Here is a 19,305-nt window from a genome sequence, read left to right as displayed (position 1 = left end):
ACGACGGGGATTATTTTTTAGTTTGGGTCATTTGATTCTAAGTGACGCTCTTCAATTAGGCGCTCAACCTGCTTTAAGTGTTCATGCCCGGGAGCATTGCCGCTTTTTGGAAGGCTCTTGCGGAATTTGGAGGGGGACATGCCCTTTTCCTGTCTGAAAGCTTTGGAGAAAACCAATGGGTCAGAGTATCCGCAGGATATGGATATGGACTCAATTGGCAGCTCGGTCAACTGCAAAAGTTCAGAAGCCTTGGCAATTCTATAGCTGGAAAGATACTGCTGAGGCGAAATTCCCAGCTCTTTTTCAAACAAGGTATAGAGATAACTTCTGTTAATGCAGACAAAATCAGCAATGTCGGTAACCTTGATGGGGTTATAGTAGTTGCTGCGAACAAAGGCCTGAGCCTTGTGTACATAGTTGTTGTCGCTGCTGGAGTCACTCTTTGGTGTTACGGATAATCCGGAGGCGATCACTGACAAAAACAGTGAAAGATTGCCGTTTCTTCGAAGGGAATCCTCTACGCTAAAGGTGTTATGGTCCATCATGTCCTTGACCAGGTTATAAATGTCCTTGGATTTGTCGCTTTTAAATACAGGCTGTTGAAGAGATAATCCCAATTGAGATACGATTTCTTCGGCGCGCTTTCCGCCAAAGCCAATCCATACATAGGTCCAGGGATCTTTTTCATCAGCTACGTAGTAGGCCAGCTCATCAGGAACGATGAGGAATCCATACTTTTCGGTGAGAGGATATTTTTTTCCTCCAAGGGTAAAAGAACCTTTGCCACTTAGAACATAGTGAATCATAAAGTGGGGCTTAAGGGCCGGCCCAAAGCTGTGTCCGGGCTCTGTTTGAGACAGACCACAGCAGTAAACATATAAATCATCAGATTCTTCTGTATTAAAAAGAAGTTTGTACGCTTTTTCCATTACTAATTTTCCGTTTCTTATGTGTAATCGTTTCGGATAGAGACTACAGTTTCATATTATCAATTATTGTGCAACATAAGCAAGGAAACTCGCGAGAAAAAATGAAACAAATGCCTCAATAAAATTGTATTTTGGGTAGACTTACTGTAAAATGGACTTGCATGTTTTGTTATTTTGGGAGGCAGGTTGTGGATAAGAATACGCAGGAACTTCTAAATGCGGGCAACGATATATTAAAAAGTGTCACCAAGGCCATAGATACTAACGATTACAGTAAGCTGGCCTCGGAGATTACAAGAACTGTTAAATCTGTCAGTGTAGAACGCAAGACCACATATGCAAGTGGAACTAATCAGGACAGAACAGTTCATATAGTAAGGAACAACGGAGCCAATGTTGTTCATACATTTCCGTTTCTTGCCAAGAGAATCAGTAAGTATAACGGTCTTGTAGAGGGAATTTTAGGAACATCAATAGGATTTTGCTTTTTCTGGGCATTTTTCGGATGCCTGTTTTCACAAATATTGCCATTAATCATTACGATGCTGGCTATTAGTATTATCGGCGGTGTCCTTGGCTTTTCCGGATTCAAGAAATTCAAGCTGGCCAAGGAAATGCACAAGTATGGAAATATCCTCAAGAATGCTGAGTATTTCAAGGTAAGCGATCTTGCAAGCGCGGCACTTGAGTCTGACGAGCAGGTTTACAAGAATCTCAAGTCAATGGTTTCCCTGGGCTATCTGCCAAGAGGTAAGTTTGATGCAAGTAACTCAACCTTCATGATAACTGATGCGGCTTATCAGATGTATCTTGGAGCAGAACAGGACAGACTCGCAAGAGAAGAGAGAAATGCCAAGGCTGCTGAGGTTACAAGACAAGCTCCGGCCAAGGCTCCTGACAAGGTTCAGAGCCTCCTTGATGAAGGCAGAGAATATATCACGTTTGTCAGACAGATCAATGATGTTATTCCTGATACTGAGGAAATGTCTAGCAAGCTTTATAAGCTTGAGAGCATCATGAACAAGATTTTTGAACAGGTTAAAAAAGAGCCTGATACAGCCGATGATCTTCACAAGCTGATGAACTATTACCTTCCTACAATAAAAAAGCTTCTTGCAGCTTACGTTGAGCTTGATAAGCAGGCAGGAAACGGTGAGAATGTTCAGCAGACCAAGAGAGAAATTGAAACTGTAATGGATACCATCAATGATGCTTTTGAGAAGCTCCTTGATAGTCTCTTCCAGGATATGGCTTGGGATATTTCATCAGATATTTCAGTTATGAAGACAATGATGGCACAGGATGGCCTTACAGATGACGGATTGCAGGTTGCTACAACCGGAGGTGGTATGGCTATGGCACAGGCTCAGGAGGGCGGTATAGCTCTTGAGTTTGATCAGAAGTGAATTTTAGCAAGTAGTATTGCTGAGAGTTATAAATGAATTAAAGTACTTAGGAGGATTTTTGTAATGGGAGACGAACTTAATTTTGATGCAGCACCTGCTGCACCTTCACTTTCTTTTGGGGCAGAGGCAGCAGCTACAGCCGAGGCACCTATGCCTGAGGCAGTTAAAGAGCCTGAGAAGGTTAAGGATAACGGAAACCTTGCTATGGAAGCTCAGCTTTCAGCAGAGGAGCTCAAGCAGGTTGAAGATTTCAGTAAGCAGATTGATATCAGCAACACAACAGGTATCATGAACTATGGCGTAGGCACACAGAAGAAGCTTGCTGATTTCTCTGAGAAGGCAATCGACAACGTACGTACCAAGGACATGGGCCAGGTTGGTGACATGATCACAGACCTTGTTACACAGCTCAAGAACTTCGAGATTGGTGAGGACGAGAAGGGACTTAAAGCTCTTTTCAAAAAGAGTGCCAACAGAATCGAGGGTATGAAGGCGAAGTACAGCAAGGTTGAGACAAACGTTGAAACTATTTCCAACGAGCTCGAGAGACATCAGGTTACACTGATGAAGGACGTTGAGCTCCTTGACAGAATGTATGACCTGAACCTCAACTACTACAAGGAACTTACAATGTACATCCTTGCAGGTAAGAAGAAGCTTGAGGAAGAGCGCAGCACAACACTTGTAGAACTTCAGAAGAAGGCAGAGGCTTCAGGACTTCCTGAGGATGCAGAAAGAGCTAAAGACTTTGCTAACAAGTGCGACAGATTCGAGAAAAAGATCTATGATCTTGAGCTCACAAGAACAATCGCTATGCAGACCGGTCCACAGATCCGTATGGTACAGAGTTCAGATACAGTTATGGCTGAGAAGATTCAGTCCACAATCGTTAACACAATTCCTCTTTGGAAGAACCAGATGGTTATCGCCATTGGTATTGAGCATTCAACACAGGCTGCTCAGGCAGAGAGAGAGGTTAATGATATGACAAACAAGCTTCTTAAGGCTAATGCAGATGCTCTTAAGGTTGCTACTATCGAGAGCGCTAAGGAGGCTGAGAGAGGTATCGTTGATATCGAGACTCTTAAGCATACTAATGAGTCACTTATCTCAACTCTTGATGAGGTGCTTAAGATCCAAACAGAAGGTAAGGCAAAGCGTCATGAAGCAGAAGCTGAGCTTGCTCAGATTGAGACACAGCTCAAGGATAAGCTTCTTCAGGCAGCTAAGCAGTAATAATATCAAATTAAATATCAAACAGTGGGGAGCTCCGGCGGATTGATGCCGGGGCTCTTTTAACATTTTGACAGGTATATTGAACAAAGAGGTATTTCAAAAAATACCCTGAAACTATATAGTATAAGCAAGATAAATCGTGTTTCGTGCCCGTGTGCACAAGGAGGATTATATGATTGATCAGAACATGAAGCAGGCAGTACTTGATAATTTTGAAAAGGTATTTGGTAACAAGGACGGCGTTAAGACATACTTTGCACCTGGCCGTGTTAACCTTATCGGAGAACATACAGACTACAACGGAGGACATGTTTTCCCATGTGCTCTTACAATCGGAACATACGCAGCAGTACGTAAAAGAGATGACAGAACACTGCAGTTCTATTCTGTTAACCAGGATAGATTCGGAGTATACAGCGTATCACTTGATGAAATCGATACAATAAGTGACAAGGCTGGTTGGACCAATTATCCAATCGGTGTAATCTGGGCATTTGCTAAGCGCGGAATGAAGCTTGATACAGGTTTTGACATGGTAATCGATGGAAATATCCCTAACGGTTCAGGCCTTTCTTCATCAGCATCTCTTGAGGTTCTTACAGGATTTATTTTAAGAGACCTTTACGGCTTTGATGTAACTAACCAGGACATTGCTCTTATCGGTCAGTACTCAGAGAACAACTACAACGGATGTAACTGCGGAATTATGGATCAGTTCGCATCTGCTATGGGTAAAGAGAACAACGCGATCTTCCTTGATACAGCAGATCTTTCTTATGAGTATGCTCCAATCAAGCTTGAGGGTGCCAAGATCGTAATCGCTAATACTAACAAGAAGCACAAACTTACAGATTCTCAGTACAATGCTAGACGCAGCATGTGCGAGGAAGCTCTTGCAATCCTTCAGAAGACTGTAGATATCAAGGGCCTTGGTGATCTTTCTATAGAAGAATTCGAAGCACACAAGGATGTTCTTACAGATCCTGATATGCAGAGAAAAGCTAAGCACGCTGTATACGAGAACCAGCGTACTATTGAGGCTGTTAAGGCTCTTAAGGCCGGCGATATCAATCACTTTGGTGAGCTTATGAGACAGTCCCACGAATCACTTCGCGATGACTATGATGTAACAGGTGTTGAGCTTGATACCCTCGCTGAAGAGGCATGGAAAATCCCCGGTGTTATCGGTTCACGTATGACCGGTGGCGGATTCGGAGGCTGCACAGTATCTATCGTTAAGGATGAGGCAGTTGAGAACTTCAAGAAGACAGTAGGTGAGAACTACCTCAAGAAGATTGGATATGAAGCTACTTTCTATACAGTAGAAATCGGCGGTGGCCCTCAGGAAGTTTGATAACCCGAGCTACGAATTTCCTATAAAACAAGAAATGGAGAAATTGCGATGATTAATGAAGCTGTTAAAAAGCTTGTGGCTTATGCCCTTGCAACAGGACTTATAGAAAAAGAAGACATTGTTTATACTTTCAATTCTCTTTTGATAGAGCTTGGTCTTGATAGTGCTGAATACGAGATTTCAGAGATTGAGAAGTTATCTGAGCAGGTTCCTGCAGACGAGTCAGAGCTTGGCGCATTTCTTGAGAAAGTCCTTGGAGAAATTGATGACTATGCAGCAGCAAACGGACTTATCGAGAATGACAGCGTAGTATACAGAGATCTATTTGATACTAAGCTTATGGGACTTATGGTAGAAAGACCAAGTACCATTATTAAAAAGTTCAATGAGAAATACGCTGAAAGTCCTGAAGAGGCAACTGCTTACTACTACAACCTTTCCAAGAACAGTGATTATATTCGCAGATACCGTATTTCCAAGGATATGAAGTGGATTGCTCCTACAGAGTATGGTGATCTTGATATAACAATAAATCTTTCTAAGCCTGAGAAGGACCCTAAGGCAATTGCAGCAGCAAGAAATGCCAAGCAGAGCGGATATCCTAAATGCCAGCTGTGTTGGGAAAATGAAGGTTATTCAGGAAGAGTTGATCATCCTGCAAGAGAGAACCACAGAATCATTCCTGTGACAATACAGAATTCCAAGTGGGGATTCCAGTATTCTCCTTACGTTTACTACAATGAGCATTGTATCGTGTTCAATTCTCAGCATATTCCTATGAAGATTGAGCATAATACTTTCTGCAAGTTGTTTGATTTTGTTAAGCAGTTCCCACACTACTTCGTTGGCTCTAACGCTGACCTTCCTATAGTAGGTGGTTCAATTCTTAGCCATGACCATTTCCAGGGTGGTCATTATACCTTTGCCATGGCCAAGGCTCCTGTTGAGAGAACTTTCACAGTAAAGGGCTTCGAGGATGTAAACAGCGGAATTGTTAAATGGCCTATGTCAGTAATCAGACTTTCAGGTCCTGATACAGACAGAATTATTGAGCTTGCTGATGTCATTCTCAATAAGTGGAGAGGCTATACTGATGAGGCTGCCTTTGTATTTGCAGAAACAGACGGAACTCCTCACAATACAATAACTCCGATTGCCAGAAAGCGTGGAGACAACTACGAACTGGATCTGGTTCTTCGTAACAACATAACAACAGAGGAGCATCCACTGGGTGTATATCATCCTCACGCACAGCTCCATCACATCAAGAAAGAGAACATTGGTCTTATTGAGGTAATGGGCCTTGCGGTTCTTCCTGCAAGACTTAAGTCAGAGATGGCACAGTTAAAAGATGCTATGCTTTCAGGAGTTGACCTCAGAGCAGACGAAGTTCTTAAAAAGCACGCTGACTGGGTAGATGAGTTCCGAGGGAAGTATGATGCTATAAATGCTGATAATATCGATGAGATAATTCAGAATGAAATTGGTGAAGTATTTATGCACGTTCTTGAGGATGCAGGTGTATATAAGAGAACACCTGAGGGACAGGCTGCTTTCGACAGATTCACACAAACACTATAAGACAAATAAGAAAAGGGTTTGCACAAAGTATTATGTGCAAACCCTTGATTTATTATAGTTTCAGACAGCTTCCGTCTTGGTTCCTTCCGGCATGGCATCATTTATCATACCTAGTATTTGGTTCTTACTAAGAGAATTAAGTTCCTGAGCAATTGGAATCAAAGCTTCCAGCTTACGACTGATCTCACTACTTACAAGACCAAGCTTTGTTTTATACATATCGATGAGAAGTCTGTAGGTACCGGAGATATCGGATCTTGTTTTTACTGCAAACTCAAGAACTGTGGTGGCATCAGTAAAACGAGCCTGGTTGTACAATTCCTGTCCCCATTTTTGAAGGGCAACTACCAGTGAAGTGTAGTTCTGATCATATTGTGTCAGTGCGGTTATATTTGCAGCGCCATATTCCAGTTTAAGGTCGGTGTTGGTGATTCCGGTGAAGTTAACAATCTTTTCGTCCTTGAGTGCAAGAACCTCTTCCTCGGCCTTTTTCAGGACTTCATTTTCTCCATAGGTATCAAAGGGAAGAAGCTGGAGTGGAATGTGGATGTATTCGAGATTTTCAAGGCTCTTTTTTCTGACACCATTGGCTTCACGCTCTTTCTCCCAAAAGTCGGCTTCCTTTTGCTCAAACTTTCTGGATACTCGTCTGGAGGTGATATTGAAGATAATTATGAATACTATGAAACTTGCTAAAAAAGGTAATTTCATCTATAATATCCTTTCAGTTAAAGGAGTAATTTAAAAATTTACTACATATAGTTAATAATAGCACAATCGCTCAGAGGGGGCATTATGAAAAAGTTTCTCGGAGGAGTTTTCCTCTTTTTAGGTGTGCTGTTACTTCTGCCGGGTATTCGGACAAAAGCAGCAGATGGACGAACAATCGCAAATGGCATTTATATTGGAGATATAGATGTTTCCGGAATGACAGTATCCGACGCGACAAGCGCGGTTAATGCCTATTTTGATAAGATGGCAGGTGCAGAGATTACTCTCGATGCAGGCGAAGGCCGTAGCCTTTCTGTATATGGCGATGAGCTGGGAATAGCCTGGAAGAATCCTCAGATCATCGAGGATGCATATAGCCTTGGTCACAAAGGCAACATTATTCAGAGATATAAAGCTCTTAAGGATCTAGAAAAAGAAGGCCGTAGATTTGATATTGAGTATGGCTTTAATGATGAGCATCTTCAGGAGATCGTTGCTGACAGATGCAGTTCTTTTAACCAGGATAAGGTTAATTTCGCTCTTAAGAAAACTTCAGATGGATTTACAGTAAGCCAGGGCCAGATTGGATATGTGGTTGATGTAGATGCTTCAATTGAGGCTATCAAGAATTTCGTTAAATCTGGATGGAATGGAGAAAATGCAGTTGTTTCTCTTTCTATCAAGGAAGATGCGCCACTTGGAAGCGCAGAGGATCTTGCCAAGGTCAAGGACGTTCTTGGTACCTACACAACAAGTTATAAAACATCAGGATCATCCAGAAGCGCCAACGTGGCAAATGGATGCTCACTTATAAACGGAACTACTCTTTACCCGGGTGAGGAGTTTAATGTTCTTGATACAATTACACCATTTACAGAGGCCAATGGTTATTTCCCAGCGGGCTCTTACCTTAACGGAATTGTAGTTGAGAGTATTGGTGGCGGTATCTGTCAGGTATCTACTACTCTTTACAACGCAGTTCTTCTTGCTGAACTTGAGGTTACTGAGAGACATAATCATTCAATGATCGTCAATTACGTTTCACCTTCAGCGGACGCAGCTATTGCAGAATCTGGCGGCAAGAACTTCAGATTTGTTAATAACACTGAGTATCCAATTTATATAGAAGGTTATACTTCTTCTGACAAGCACATTACATTTACTATTTATGGTGTTGAGACCAGAGATCCCGGCAGAAAGGTATCTTTCAAGAGTGAAGTACTTGAGACTACACCGGCTTCTGAAGATCAGTATGTTACAGATTCTACTCAGGGTATCGGATATGTTGGAACTCAGTCAGCCCATATCGGATACAAGGCTCAGTTACGCAAGATTGTAACAGAGAATGGCACAGAAGTTAGTAATGATGTTATCAACAGCAGTATATATAAGATGGTACCAAGGATTATTACTGTAGGTACTGCAGGTGCTGATGCTACAGCTCTTTCTCAGCTTCAGACTGCAATTGCCACAAAAGATGTTGGTACAGTCAAGGCAGTGGCCGGTGCGCTTAAGGCAGCCAGGGACGCAGCCGGAACAGAGAATGCGGAAGCGGCAGCAGCTGCGGCGGCAGAGGCGGTAAATGCAGCTAATGCACAGATTCAGCAGGCAGCAGACAATTTGGAAACTGTAACTACAAACTGATAATATAGGAGCCAGGATGAGATTTGGCAAAATTACTGAGAATGCTTTAAAAAGATCCGTTTTAAAGCAGCTGAGAACAGAATTTAAGAATAAAATGAGCGCAGCTGTGGGGACAGACTGCGCTTTTTCTGAAAGTAAGAGAACTTTTTCAACCATAGCTCCTGTAACTGTGGATGTACAGGATGCGGGATATTATGGTGTGGTCAAGGCTGTTAATGGCCTTGTATCCCAGGGACTTACTACTGATCATGTTGAGGTTTCCGTGCTTCTTCCATCTGATGCGGAGGAGCCCGTCCTCAAGAAAATTGTTAAGGATGCCATTGATGGAGCCAAGGCCTGCGGCGTTGTCTATGCAGGAGGCCACACTGAAGTCACAGCTGCGGTCAACAGGCCTATAGTGACGGTGTCCGGAGTTGGCTATTACAATGATTCCAGGGAAAATGAAGAGAAAGAGGTTTTGTTTTCATCAAAGCCTGCGGCAGGACAGTCCTTGGTAATTACCAAGTGGGTTGCCATGGAAGGAACAGCAATGCTGGCTTCTGAGAAGTATCAGGAGCTGACAGAAAGGTATCCTGCGCCTTTTATAGATGAAGCAAAGGGGCTTAAGGATAGTCTTTTTGTGGGAAAAGAGATGGAGATTGCCTTAGAGTCCGGAATTACCGCAGCTCATGACCTTTCCGGAGGAGGCGTCTTTGCCGGACTTTGGGAGATGGCCGGCCGAGCGGGATGCGGCCTTAAGGTGGATATGAGAACTATCCCTCTTAGGCAGGAAACAGTAGAAATATGCGAGTTCTTTACAATTAATCCATATCAGCTTCTGTCAGGTGGAGCTCTTTTGCTGGCTACGGAAAACGGAGAAAAGCTTGTGAGCGACCTTCAGGAGAAGGGAATTCCTGCGGTGGTTATTGGGCAGTTGATCGAAGGAAATGACAAGATTGTTGTTAATTCGGATGAGACCAGATTCCTTGAGTCACCTCAGGCAGATGAAATACTGTCAGCACTTGGGTGATAGCGGTTAATCAAAGTGGATAAAACCGACAGGTTTACTTTGGTACAAATCTAAGGCACAATTATAATTGTCGAAATTGAAATATTGTTGAGGAGATAAGAATAATATGGGAACCAGAGAAGAGATACTAAATATTATTGAGAAGAATAGTAGAATCGACATTCATGAGCTTAGCGTTCTTATTGGCGCTGAGGAGATTCTTGTAGCTAATGAGCTTAAGGCACTTGAGGATGAGGGCATTATTTGTGGATATCACACAATGGTTGACTGGTCCAAGACAAGTCTTGAGAAGGTTAATGCGCTTATAGAAGTTAAGGTTACTCCAACAAGAGGCCAGGGCTTTGATAATATCGCCGAGAGAATTTACAAGTATCCTGAGGTAACAAGCGTATACCTTATGAGCGGCGGCTTTGACCTTATGGTTATCCTTGAGGGTAAGTCCCTTCTTGAGGTTGCAGGTTTCGTTAATAACAAGCTGGCTACTCTCGATAACGTTCTTAGTACAGCGACCCACTTTATTCTTAAGAAATATAAGGATCATGGAACAATTCTTACCAAGAAATATGAAGATACAAGGGAGATAATTACACCATGAGAAATCCGCTTGGAAAAAAAGTTGTAGATATCAAGCCCTCCGGAATAAGGAAGTTCTTTGATATCGTACAGGAAACAGAAGGAGCTATCTCTCTAGGTGTGGGCGAGCCTGACTTTGACACTCCCTGGCACATAAGAGATGAGGGCATTTATTCACTTGAGAAGGGCAGAACCTTCTATACATCTAACTCCGGACTTAAGGAACTTAGAGTAGAGATAGCAAATTATATAAAGAGAACACAGGGTGTGGACTATGATCCTTTAAACGAGATCTTCGTTACAGTAGGTGGTTCTGAAGCTATAGATCTTGCGATGCGAGCTATGGTAGATGAGGGTGATGAGGTTCTCATTCCACAGCCAAGTTATGTTTCTTACGAACCCTGTGCTATTCTGGCAGATGCTGTACCGGTTATTATTGAGCTCAAGGAAGAGAACGAGTTTAGACTTACAGCACAGGAAGTCCTTGATAAAGTTACAGACAAGACCAAGATTTTGGTACTTCCATTTCCTAATAACCCAACGGGTGCCGTTATGGAGAAGGAAGACCTGGAGGCGATTGCCAAGGTTTGCATAGAAAAAGATCTCTATGTGATCTCTGATGAGATTTATGGAGAGTTAACTTATAAGGGACAGCATGTTTCAATTGTTTCTATTCCCGGCATGAAGGAGAGAACAATTCTCATAAATGGTTTCTCAAAGGCTTACGCTATGACAGGATGGAGACTTGGATATGCCTGCGGACCTGAGCTTATCATGAAGCAGATGGTCAAGATTCACCAGTTCGCCATTATGTGTGCTCCGACCACCAGCCAGTACGCAGCAGTGGAAGCTCTTAAAAACGGCGATGATGATGTGCGCATGATGAAAGAGGAATACAACCACAGAAGAAGATACCTTCTTAACGAGTTTAAGAGACTTGGCCTTCCGTGCTTTGAGCCCTTTGGAGCATTTTATGTATTCCCATGTATCAAGAAATTCGGAATGACAAGTGATGAGTTCTGCACAAGACTCCTCACAGAAGAAAAGCTGGCTGTTGTACCTGGCAATGCCTTCGGAGACTGCGGTGAAGGATACATACGTATCTCCTACGCATATTCCTTGGATAACCTCAAAGCCGCTATGGAACGCTTCGAGCGCTTCATCTCTAAACTATAAAAACAATAAAAAAGAGCCTTACGGCTCTTTTTTTAATCCACTTTAGTCTCGAAAACATTTGATTCGAAGAATTTGTTATAACCCTGCCAGCCTGGCTCTGTGACATTAGCAAGAAGCTCTGTAAAGGTCTCCATCTTAGCGTCTGTGTTATCGGCAAGATTAAGGGCAACAGCCTCCATAATCGCAGGCTTCTTGGGAGATCCGTACTCGAATTCTCCGTGGTGAGCAAGGATACAGTGCTGAAGTTCCTGCTTGAGAAGTTCAGGAAAGCCCGGAATATTCCTAGCCTTGTCGCTTATCATTTCTGAGCCCATTACAATGTGGCCAAGGAACTGACCTTCATTTGTGTAATCATTTATAGGGAAAAGACTAAGCTCTTTGGTCTTACCTATATCGTGACAGATAGCTGCAGTAAGAAGCAGGTCACGGTTAAGTCTTGGGTAAGCAGTGCAGAAATAATCGCACAGCTTGGTAACACTAAGGGTATGCTCTAAGAGTCCGCCGATAAATCCGTGGTGTACAGTCTTGGCTGCGCTGGATTTACGGAAAAGATCAATAAACTTCTCATCATTTATAAAGAACTCTTCAAGGAGTTTTTTAAGATAAGGATTACCGATGCTTGCGATAATTCCAAGAAGCTCCTTGTACATTTCATCCACATTTTTGCTTGTTACCGGAAGGTAAAGAGCAGGATCATACTCGCCCTCATGGCATCTTCTGGCTCTTTTGATATTAACCTGAAGAGCTCCGTTAAAGCTTGTTACTTCACCAAATACATCGATGCAGTCGGTATCATCGAACTCATCGATACCATCACTGTTGGGCTCCCAAACCTTGGCGTCCACGGTGCCTGTCTTATCCTGAAGGGTAACAGAATAGTACTCTTTGCCGTTCTTGGTGGTGGCGCTTAATTTGTGCTTGCACATATAGATGTCAGCCACTCTGTCGCCTGGTTTCAAATCCTTAATAAACTTCATTAAAAAACCTCATTTCTAAATTAACAAAATCCTATGTCAATCATGTGTTGACTCGGTCAGTGTTGCTTCCAGATTCATTTCTATATAATCCGAAACAGCCTGACGCATTACAGTAATTGATATTACATCATCAGGGCTAAGCTGGGCAAGTTTATTTATTAACTGCTCATAACTTGTAATATCAACATCATCAATTGCAGTTATTATATCACCACTCTGAATGCCTGCTTTCATGGCAGGAGAACTAAGTTCTGTCATGGTGATGTATGCGCCTGAAGGAACATTTTGAAGAGCCTGGATTTCCTGAGGAACGGTGGTTCCGTGTACTCCCAGATAAGCTCTTTTCTCCGAGTTGGACAAATCTTCCATAAGGACTTTAAGCTCAGTGATACCTATGGCACAGATATTGTTTGAAAGATCCTCAGGCTCTTTGTCCATGTCTATGATGCCTACTACCTGTCCGCTTAAGTTAATAAGAACACCGCTTCCTGACTTGCTGCCGTAAATATCTGTAGTAAGAAGCTTGTAGGTACTGTCCGGAAGATCCAGGGTTGTCTTTTCACTGGTGACGATTCCATAGGCAATTGATCCCTGAACACCTACGGGACTTCCAATGGCGATAACAGGAAGACCGGCTATGCTGTTGGAGTTGGAGCTACCAAGTGATGCTACATGAATCTTTTCTCTGGTTTCTGCGGAAAGCGTGTTCTTCTTGATTGTGAGTATGCACAGGTCGGTAATAGTATCTACAAGGTTAACCTGGGCTTCTGATCTGGTATTGTCGCAAAAAGTGACTCCGATGGACTCTGCCTCTTTTAACTTGTCATAGAAAGTAAGAATCAGCAGATTACTTCCGGTGTCGGCAACAATCAGTCCGGATACGGCTGAACTACTCTCAAAGGATGGGCTGAACCAGTTTGTGTCACTGGAAATAGCTGTGATCTTAACGATAGAGCGGCTTCCTTCTGTAGCAACGGCCTTAAGGGATGACAACATGTTGTTGTAGTCCCCGGAGCCGAAGGTATAGGATGCAATGGCCTGGTCAATCTGAGTCTTCTGTGTTGCTTCAAGGCTCATGGCTTCACTGGCGGCAATCTCGTTGTCATCTGCGAACATTTCCTCCGGAGTCAGCTCATCACTTGCTGATTCAGCGGGAAAAGATACAGTTGCAGGCTCTTTTTCCGGATAGAGTCTGTCGCTGAAAACCGGCTGAAGTAAAAGGAAGGTGAAGCATGCAACTCCACCGAAAATAACGGCCAGAGAGATTGTGATGACAGTTCTTCGAAGCAGCTTCTTACGATTGATGGGACGTTGCTTTATTTTCTCACTGATAAAGGTGGTATTAGCCAGATTATCCTTTTTGTTGTCGTCCTGATTAAGTGGCATATGCACTCCCCCAAATGGCATAACATAATATCTTTATAATTATAGCCGCTTTCACCATAGAATTCCACTAGTCATGCACAGATATAGTTGTTATACTGTACTTTGGGTACATATATAAATAAGAGGTTTTTAAGGCAATGAATTCAAAAGCATTACACGTACTTGAGTACGATAAGATTATAGACAGACTTACAGAGCACGCCACATCAGATCCCGGAAGGAAGATGTGCCGCGAACTTGTTCCGTCCGCAGACATCAAGGAAATCAGACTTAACCAGACCAAGACATCTGATGCGATAGCTAGAATTTTCAAGAAAGGCTCAGTTTCTTTTGGCGATAACAGAGATTTCACAGGATCCCTGAAAGCTCTTAAGATAGGCAGTGCCCTTGATATGGCAGCGCTCCTTCGTCTTGCAGCATTTTTGGAAAACGTAGCAAGGGTCAAGAACTACGGAAGGACAGCAAGAGATGACGAGGCCCCTGATTCTCTCACAGAATCTTTTAGCATGCTTGAGCCACTTACTCCTGTTTCTACAGAAATCAGAAGATGCATAGTGTCAGAGGAAGAAGTGAGTTCGGACGCAAGCCCTGCACTTAAGCACATCAGACGTGGAATCATGCTGACCAACGACAGAATCCACGAGCAGCTTAATAAGCTCATCAACGGATCAATGCGCACATACCTTCAGGATGCGGTTGTTACCATGCGTGACGACAGATACTGCGTTCCTGTAAGGGCTGAGTATAAATCACAGATTAATGGTATTGTTCACGACCAGTCATCATCAGGTTCAACTCTTTTCATCGAGCCTGCGGCTGTAGTTGAACTTAATAACAAGATAAAAGAGCTGATTCTTCAGGAAAATGCTGAGATTGAGAAGATTCTTCTTGAACTCAGTCTCCAGGTGGGTGAGCATGTTGAAGCTATAAAATACAACGCCGATATCATGACAGATCTTGATTTCGTATTTGCCAAGGCTTCCTATGCTCTGGAGATTAACGCAATCACTCCGATATTCAATGACCAGCACTGCTTTGATATCAAGAAGGGAAGACACCCTCTTATCGACAAGAATAAGGTTGTTCCTATTGATGTGTATGCGGGCAGAGATTTCGACATGCTGATCATCACAGGACCTAACACAGGTGGTAAGACAGTAACCCTTAAGACAGTAGGTCTTTTGACTCTTATGGGACAGGCCGGCCTTGCAATTCCTGCCGGTGACAGGTCTGAGCTTTCCGTATTCGAGGAAGTTTATGCAGACATCGGGGATGAGCAGAGTATTGAGCAGTCTCTTTCAACTTTCTCATCTCATATGACCAACACTGTTTCTATTCTGGCAAATGCTGATGAGAACTCGCTTTGTCTTTTTGATGAATTGGGCGCGGGAACTGATCCTACAGAGGGTGCGGCTCTTGCCATTTCAATTCTTAATAACCTGCACAACAGGAGAATCAGAACTCTGGCTACAACTCACTACAGTGAGCTTAAGGTTTATGCGCTGAATACTCCAGGAATCCAGAACGCAAGTTGCGAGTTTGATGTTGAATCACTTCGTCCGACATACAGACTTCTTATCGGAATTCCCGGTAAGAGTAACGCTTTTGCTATATCTTCCAAGCTGGGACTTTCGGAAGATATCATAAATGCGGCCAAAGAGCAGATTGGAACTGAAGATAAAAAGTTTGAGGATCTTCTTGCAGATCTTGAGAAGAGCCGTAAGACCATAGAAAATGAGAGACTTGAGATTGCCGAGTACAAGAAAGAAGTAGAAGAACTCAAGGCAGAGCTTGCTTCCAAGACCGATAAGCTCGACAGACAGAAGGAAGAAATCTTAAGGCAGGCCAACGAAGAGGCCAGAAATATTCTCCAGGAGGCCAAGGACCTTGCTGATGAGACCATCAGAACCTTCAGAAAAGCCGGACCTAACGCCACAATCCAGGATCTTGAGAGAGCCAGAACCAACGTAGGTCAGAAGATATCTTCCAAGAATAAGGCCATCGCAGCCAAGAAGGAAGTTGCAAACGCTAATCACCCTGTGCTCAAGGAGTCACAGCTTAAGCTTGGCGAATCAGTTAAGATCGTATCCATGGGACTTAAGGGAACAATCTCTTCCAAGCCTGACAAGGACGGAAATCTTTATGTTCAGTGCGGAATCATGAGAACTAAGGCCAACATAAGAGACCTTGTGCTTGTTCAGGATGAGGACGGCAAGGCAGCCATGAAGAAGTTTTATGGAAGAAACACCAGCTCCGGCAAGATGGATCTTTCAAGGGCAGCAAGCATAAAGACTGAGATAAATCTCATTGGTAAGAACAGTGATGATGCTATATCAGCACTGGATAAATATCTGGACGATGCATACATGTCACACCTTAACAACGTGCGAGTTGTGCATGGAAAAGGCGCTGGAATCCTCAGACAGGCAGTTCACAACTACCTTAAGTCAGTGCCTTATGTTAAATCATTTAAACTTGGGGAATTCGGCGAGGGAGATGCCGGAGTAACAATAGTTACATTTATTAAGTGAGTTTAGTGAGGGGAAAATGGCTACAAAACAGAAAATTTTAATTGTGGATGATGACAACAACATTGCAGAGCTGATCTCTTTGTACCTGGTAAAAGAGTGCTTTGAGACCAGAATCTGTAACGATGGCGAATCAGCCATCAACACCTTTGATACCTTCGAACCTAATCTGGTTCTGCTGGATTTAATGCTTCCTGGTATCGATGGCTACCAGGTTTGCAGAGAGATCAGAACCAAATCACAGGTGCCGATCATCATGCTTTCTGCTAAGGGCGAAGTGTTTGATAAGGTACTTGGCCTTGAGATGGGGGCTGATGACTACATGGAGAAGCCCTTTGATTCAAAAGAGCTGGTGGCAAGAGTAAAGGCAGTCCTTCGCCGTTATAAGCCTCAGACTCAGGAAGTTCAGGAGTCTGATGACAAGGTTGTAAGATATCCTGACCTTGAGATCAATATGACCAACTACTCTGTAACCTACATGGGAGAGCGCGTTGATATGCCGCCCAAGGAGCTTGAGCTTCTTTATTTCCTGGCTGCTTCACCAAACCATGTATTTACAAGAGAGCAGCTCCTTGATCAGATCTGGGGCTATGAGTATATCGGTGATACCAGAACTGTAGATGTTCACATCAAGAGACTTCGTGAGAAGCTCTCAGATCACGAGAAATGGCGTCTTGCCACAATTTGGGGAATAGGATACAAATTTGAGGTACAACAGTAAATGAAGAGAACTCTTTATTTAAAATTTTTGCTTGCGTATCTTCTCTTTGGTATTTTCGGATTTGTGGTTGTGGCGACCTTCGTTTATAACATGACCTACGAGAGAATCAGACGTGACAAAGCTGATACCATGTACGAAGTTGCGACTCAGATTGCCAATACCTATGCGGCAGATCTGTATAACAGTGAGACTTCGCTGGATGCGGTACACACTCAGATGGTGGCGCTTTCCAAGTACATGGATAATGCTTCAATCTGGATCATCAACCCGTCAGGTCGACTTGTTCTTGATTCATCAAGGGTTTTGGAGCCGGGAAAAGAAATAGTGATTGACGGTTTTGATCCCACGGTCACCGGAAGCTCCTACTACACCACAGGCAATTTCTGGAATAGCTTTAAAGAGGATGTACTTAGCGTGTTTGCACCTATAACAGCAAACTTCAAGGTTCAGGCATACGTGGTAATACATACTCCGATAGGAGCCATACAGAATTCAGCAAATGAATTTTTGAACATTTCATATCTGATGCTTATAGTTCTTTTCCTGTTGTCTATGATTATCCTTATCTTCTTTACTGAGCTGGTTTATGTTCCGCTTAGAAAGATTACAACAGCTACAGAGCAGTATGCAGCCGGAAATATGGGCTATGAGTTTTCCGTGGAATCGGAGGATGAAATGGGATATCTGGCCGCATCACTCTCCTATATGGCCGGCGAAATTGCCCGCCAGGAGGATGACCAAAAGAAGTTTATTGCCAATGTGTCCCATGATTTCAGGTCTCCGCTTACTTCTATCAGAGGATACCTTGTGGCTATGCAGGACGGAACAATCCCTGAGGAGATGCACAGCAAATATCTGGGAATAGTAATAAACGAGACGGATAGACTTACCAAGCTCACCAACGAGCTGCTTACTCTTAATAACCTTAATACCAGAGGAATGCTTCTCGACAGAACCGACTTTGATATTAATCAGGTTATCAGAAATGTGGCGGAATCCTTTGGAGGAACCTGCATCGACAAGAAGATAGCTATAGAGCTTGTGCTGACAGATGAGAAGATGCTGGTTAATGCCGACATGAGTAAGATTCAGCAGGTTCTATACAATCTTGTGGATAACGCTATCAAGTTCAGTCACAAGGAATCCAGCGTAAAGATTGAGACCACTGAGAAGCACAGCAAAGTATTTGTTTCTGTTAAGGACAGCGGAATCGGTATTCCCAAGGAAGACCAGAAGCTTATCTTTGACAGATTCTATAAATCAGACGCATCCAGAGGTAAGGACAAGAAGGGCACAGGCCTTGGCCTTGCCATTGTAAAAGAAATAGTTAAAGCCCACGAAGAAAACATCAATGTCATCAGTACAGCCGGCGTAGGAACAGAGTTTATTTTCTCTCTGGCCAAGGCTAAGGCAATGGATGAAGTGGACGAGTAAGGGCTATAGATAATATCAAAGCAACAAAAAATAAAGATGTTGTTATGATCTGAGTCCGAAATAGTTATGTTAGAGAAAGAAGAAACGAGATAAATATATGCATATAGTTTTACATCAGCCGGAGATTCCACAGAATACCGGAAATATAGGAAGAACCTGTGTGGCTACGAATACAAGTCTTCACTTGATTGAACCATTGGGATTCAGACTTGGAGAAAAAGAACTGCGTCGTGCAGGAATGGACTACTGGGAACGTCTTGATGTGACCAGATATATTGATTATCAGGATTTTAAGGCCCAGCATCCCGGAGCGAAGATCTGGTATGCCACAACTAAGGCCAAGAAATGCTATACAGATGTACAGTTTGGAATGGACGATTTCATCATGTTCGGCAAGGAGAGCGCCGGAATTCCTGAAGAAATCCTTGTAGATAATGAGGAGACCTGCATCAGAATTCCCATGGGAAGTGACATTAGGTCTTTGAACCTTTCTAATTCTGTGGCAATAGTGTTGTACGAAGCTCTCAGACAGAATCAGTTTGCAGGACTGGAACAGCAGGGAGAACTTCATAGATTGCATTGGAAAGATGAGCAGTGATAGTGCTTATAGTTGCTTAGATAGTTATGTTAAGTAATAGGA

At 43.1% G+C, this 19,305-nt stretch carries 16 protein-coding genes; 12 read left to right on the top strand and 4 right to left on the bottom strand.

Annotated features, from left to right (window positions below; genetic code table 11):
* Positions 1-17 precede the first annotated feature (17 nt).
* Positions 18-929 carry an AraC family transcriptional regulator gene (locus G613_RS0103265; RefSeq protein ID WP_029231295.1) on the bottom strand — a complete coding sequence of 304 codons (912 nt, stop codon included), beginning with the start codon at positions 927-929 and terminating at the stop codon, positions 18-20.
* A gap of 188 nt (positions 930-1,117) precedes the next feature.
* Between G613_RS0103265 and G613_RS18395 the strand changes: the two genes are divergently transcribed.
* The 4 genes from G613_RS18395 (at position 1,118) to galT (ending at position 6,506) form a co-directional block, all read left to right on the top strand.
* Entirely contained in the window at positions 1,118-2,335 is a 1,218-nt protein-coding gene (locus G613_RS18395; protein WP_029231294.1) for a 5-bromo-4-chloroindolyl phosphate hydrolysis family protein, read from the top strand.
* Positions 2,336-2,398: 63 nt separating this feature from the next.
* On the top strand, positions 2,399-3,571 hold the full coding sequence (locus G613_RS0103255) for a toxic anion resistance protein (RefSeq protein ID WP_029231293.1): 1,173 nt from the start codon (positions 2,399-2,401) through the stop codon (positions 3,569-3,571).
* Positions 3,572-3,743: 172 nt separating this feature from the next.
* Complete coding sequence (locus tag G613_RS0103250; RefSeq protein WP_029231292.1) at positions 3,744-4,925, top strand: galactokinase; 1,182 nt, start codon at positions 3,744-3,746, stop codon at positions 4,923-4,925.
* A 48-nt stretch (positions 4,926-4,973) separates the two neighbouring features.
* Complete coding sequence (galT, locus tag G613_RS0103245) at positions 4,974-6,506, top strand: UDP-glucose--hexose-1-phosphate uridylyltransferase (RefSeq protein ID WP_029231291.1); 1,533 nt, start codon at positions 4,974-4,976, stop codon at positions 6,504-6,506.
* 60 nt (positions 6,507-6,566) lie between these two features.
* On the opposite strand, the gene G613_RS0103240 is transcribed toward galT, so the two are convergent.
* Positions 6,567-7,217, bottom strand: a complete 651-nt coding sequence (locus tag G613_RS0103240) for a hypothetical protein (RefSeq protein ID WP_029231290.1) — start codon at positions 7,215-7,217, stop codon at positions 6,567-6,569.
* Positions 7,218-7,301: 84 nt separating this feature from the next.
* Between G613_RS0103240 and G613_RS0103235 the strand changes: the two genes are divergently transcribed.
* The 4 genes from G613_RS0103235 to G613_RS0103220 all read left to right on the top strand — a co-directional run bounded on the left by G613_RS0103235 (position 7,302) and on the right by G613_RS0103220 (position 11,619).
* A complete protein-coding gene (locus G613_RS0103235; RefSeq protein ID WP_029231289.1) occupies positions 7,302-8,861 on the top strand; it encodes a VanW family protein in 1,560 nt (519 codons plus the stop codon).
* Between the two features lie 16 nt (positions 8,862-8,877).
* Complete coding sequence (locus tag G613_RS0103230; RefSeq protein WP_029231288.1) at positions 8,878-9,870, top strand: AIR synthase-related protein; 993 nt, start codon at positions 8,878-8,880, stop codon at positions 9,868-9,870.
* Positions 9,871-9,976: 106 nt separating this feature from the next.
* Entirely contained in the window at positions 9,977-10,465 is a 489-nt protein-coding gene (locus G613_RS0103225; protein ID WP_029231287.1) for an Lrp/AsnC family transcriptional regulator, read from the top strand.
* Positions 10,462-11,619 carry an aminotransferase class I/II-fold pyridoxal phosphate-dependent enzyme gene (locus G613_RS0103220; RefSeq protein WP_029674473.1) on the top strand — a complete coding sequence of 386 codons (1,158 nt, stop codon included), beginning with the start codon at positions 10,462-10,464 and terminating at the stop codon, positions 11,617-11,619. The genes G613_RS0103225 and G613_RS0103220 overlap by 4 nt, the downstream gene beginning before the upstream one ends.
* 32 nt (positions 11,620-11,651) lie before the next feature.
* Here G613_RS0103220 and G613_RS0103215 read toward each other — a convergent pair whose 3' ends face one another.
* Both G613_RS0103215 and G613_RS0103210 read right to left on the bottom strand, forming a co-directional pair.
* Positions 11,652-12,596 (bottom strand): 3'-5' exoribonuclease YhaM family protein, encoded by a 945-nt coding sequence (locus G613_RS0103215; RefSeq protein ID WP_029231286.1) that lies wholly within the window; start codon positions 12,594-12,596, stop codon positions 11,652-11,654.
* 36 nt (positions 12,597-12,632) lie between these two features.
* Positions 12,633-13,982: a S1C family serine protease gene (locus G613_RS0103210; protein ID WP_029231285.1), complete on the bottom strand. Its 1,350-nt coding sequence runs from the start codon at positions 13,980-13,982 to the stop codon at positions 12,633-12,635.
* A 137-nt stretch (positions 13,983-14,119) separates the two neighbouring features.
* Here G613_RS0103210 and G613_RS0103205 point away from each other — a divergent pair, with 137 nt between their 5' ends.
* From G613_RS0103205 to G613_RS0103190, 4 genes are all read left to right on the top strand, one after another.
* The gene (locus tag G613_RS0103205) at positions 14,120-16,513 is read left to right on the top strand and encodes an endonuclease MutS2 (protein WP_029231284.1); all 2,394 of its coding nucleotides are present in this window, start codon (positions 14,120-14,122) and stop codon (positions 16,511-16,513) included.
* Positions 16,514-16,529: 16 nt separating this feature from the next.
* Positions 16,530-17,231: a response regulator transcription factor gene (locus G613_RS0103200; RefSeq protein WP_029231283.1), complete on the top strand. Its 702-nt coding sequence runs from the start codon at positions 16,530-16,532 to the stop codon at positions 17,229-17,231.
* Positions 17,232-18,665, top strand: a complete 1,434-nt coding sequence (locus tag G613_RS0103195) for a sensor histidine kinase (protein ID WP_029231282.1) — start codon at positions 17,232-17,234, stop codon at positions 18,663-18,665. It begins immediately after the preceding gene.
* Positions 18,666-18,762: 97 nt separating this feature from the next.
* Entirely contained in the window at positions 18,763-19,263 is a 501-nt protein-coding gene (locus tag G613_RS0103190; protein WP_029231281.1) for a tRNA (cytidine(34)-2'-O)-methyltransferase, read from the top strand.
* Positions 19,264-19,305 lie beyond the last annotated feature (42 nt).

The sequence above is a fragment of the Butyrivibrio sp. VCB2006 genome (assembly GCF_000420945.1).
Lineage (GTDB): Bacteria > Bacillota > Clostridia > Lachnospirales > Lachnospiraceae > Butyrivibrio.
The sequence above is the reverse complement of the archived record's forward strand: the minus strand, read 5'-3'. Positions and strand labels throughout refer to the sequence as shown.

What these genes read in the sequence shown, in the direction of transcription:
- G613_RS0103265 (WP_029231295.1), bottom strand. Translation starts at nt 929, where the DNA reads ATGGAAAAAGCGTACAAACTTCTTTTTAATACAGAAGAATCTGATGAT.
- G613_RS0103255 (WP_029231293.1), top strand. Translation starts at nt 2,399, where the DNA reads ATGGGAGACGAACTTAATTTTGATGCAGCACCTGCTGCACCTTCACTT.
- G613_RS0103250 (WP_029231292.1), top strand. Translation starts at nt 3,744, where the DNA reads ATGATTGATCAGAACATGAAGCAGGCAGTACTTGATAATTTTGAAAAG.
- galT (WP_029231291.1), top strand. Translation starts at nt 4,974, where the DNA reads ATGATTAATGAAGCTGTTAAAAAGCTTGTGGCTTATGCCCTTGCAACA.
- G613_RS0103240 (WP_029231290.1), bottom strand. Translation starts at nt 7,217, where the DNA reads ATGAAATTACCTTTTTTAGCAAGTTTCATAGTATTCATAATTATCTTC.
- G613_RS0103235 (WP_029231289.1), top strand. Translation starts at nt 7,302, where the DNA reads ATGAAAAAGTTTCTCGGAGGAGTTTTCCTCTTTTTAGGTGTGCTGTTA.
- G613_RS0103230 (WP_029231288.1), top strand. Translation starts at nt 8,878, where the DNA reads ATGAGATTTGGCAAAATTACTGAGAATGCTTTAAAAAGATCCGTTTTA.
- G613_RS0103225 (WP_029231287.1), top strand. Translation starts at nt 9,977, where the DNA reads ATGGGAACCAGAGAAGAGATACTAAATATTATTGAGAAGAATAGTAGA.
- G613_RS0103220 (WP_029674473.1), top strand. Translation starts at nt 10,462, where the DNA reads ATGAGAAATCCGCTTGGAAAAAAAGTTGTAGATATCAAGCCCTCCGGA.
- G613_RS0103215 (WP_029231286.1), bottom strand. Translation starts at nt 12,596, where the DNA reads ATGAAGTTTATTAAGGATTTGAAACCAGGCGACAGAGTGGCTGACATC.
- G613_RS0103210 (WP_029231285.1), bottom strand. Translation starts at nt 13,982, where the DNA reads ATGCCACTTAATCAGGACGACAACAAAAAGGATAATCTGGCTAATACC.
- G613_RS0103205 (WP_029231284.1), top strand. Translation starts at nt 14,120, where the DNA reads ATGAATTCAAAAGCATTACACGTACTTGAGTACGATAAGATTATAGAC.
- G613_RS0103200 (WP_029231283.1), top strand. Translation starts at nt 16,530, where the DNA reads ATGGCTACAAAACAGAAAATTTTAATTGTGGATGATGACAACAACATT.
- G613_RS0103195 (WP_029231282.1), top strand. Translation starts at nt 17,232, where the DNA reads ATGAAGAGAACTCTTTATTTAAAATTTTTGCTTGCGTATCTTCTCTTT.
- G613_RS0103190 (WP_029231281.1), top strand. Translation starts at nt 18,763, where the DNA reads ATGCATATAGTTTTACATCAGCCGGAGATTCCACAGAATACCGGAAAT.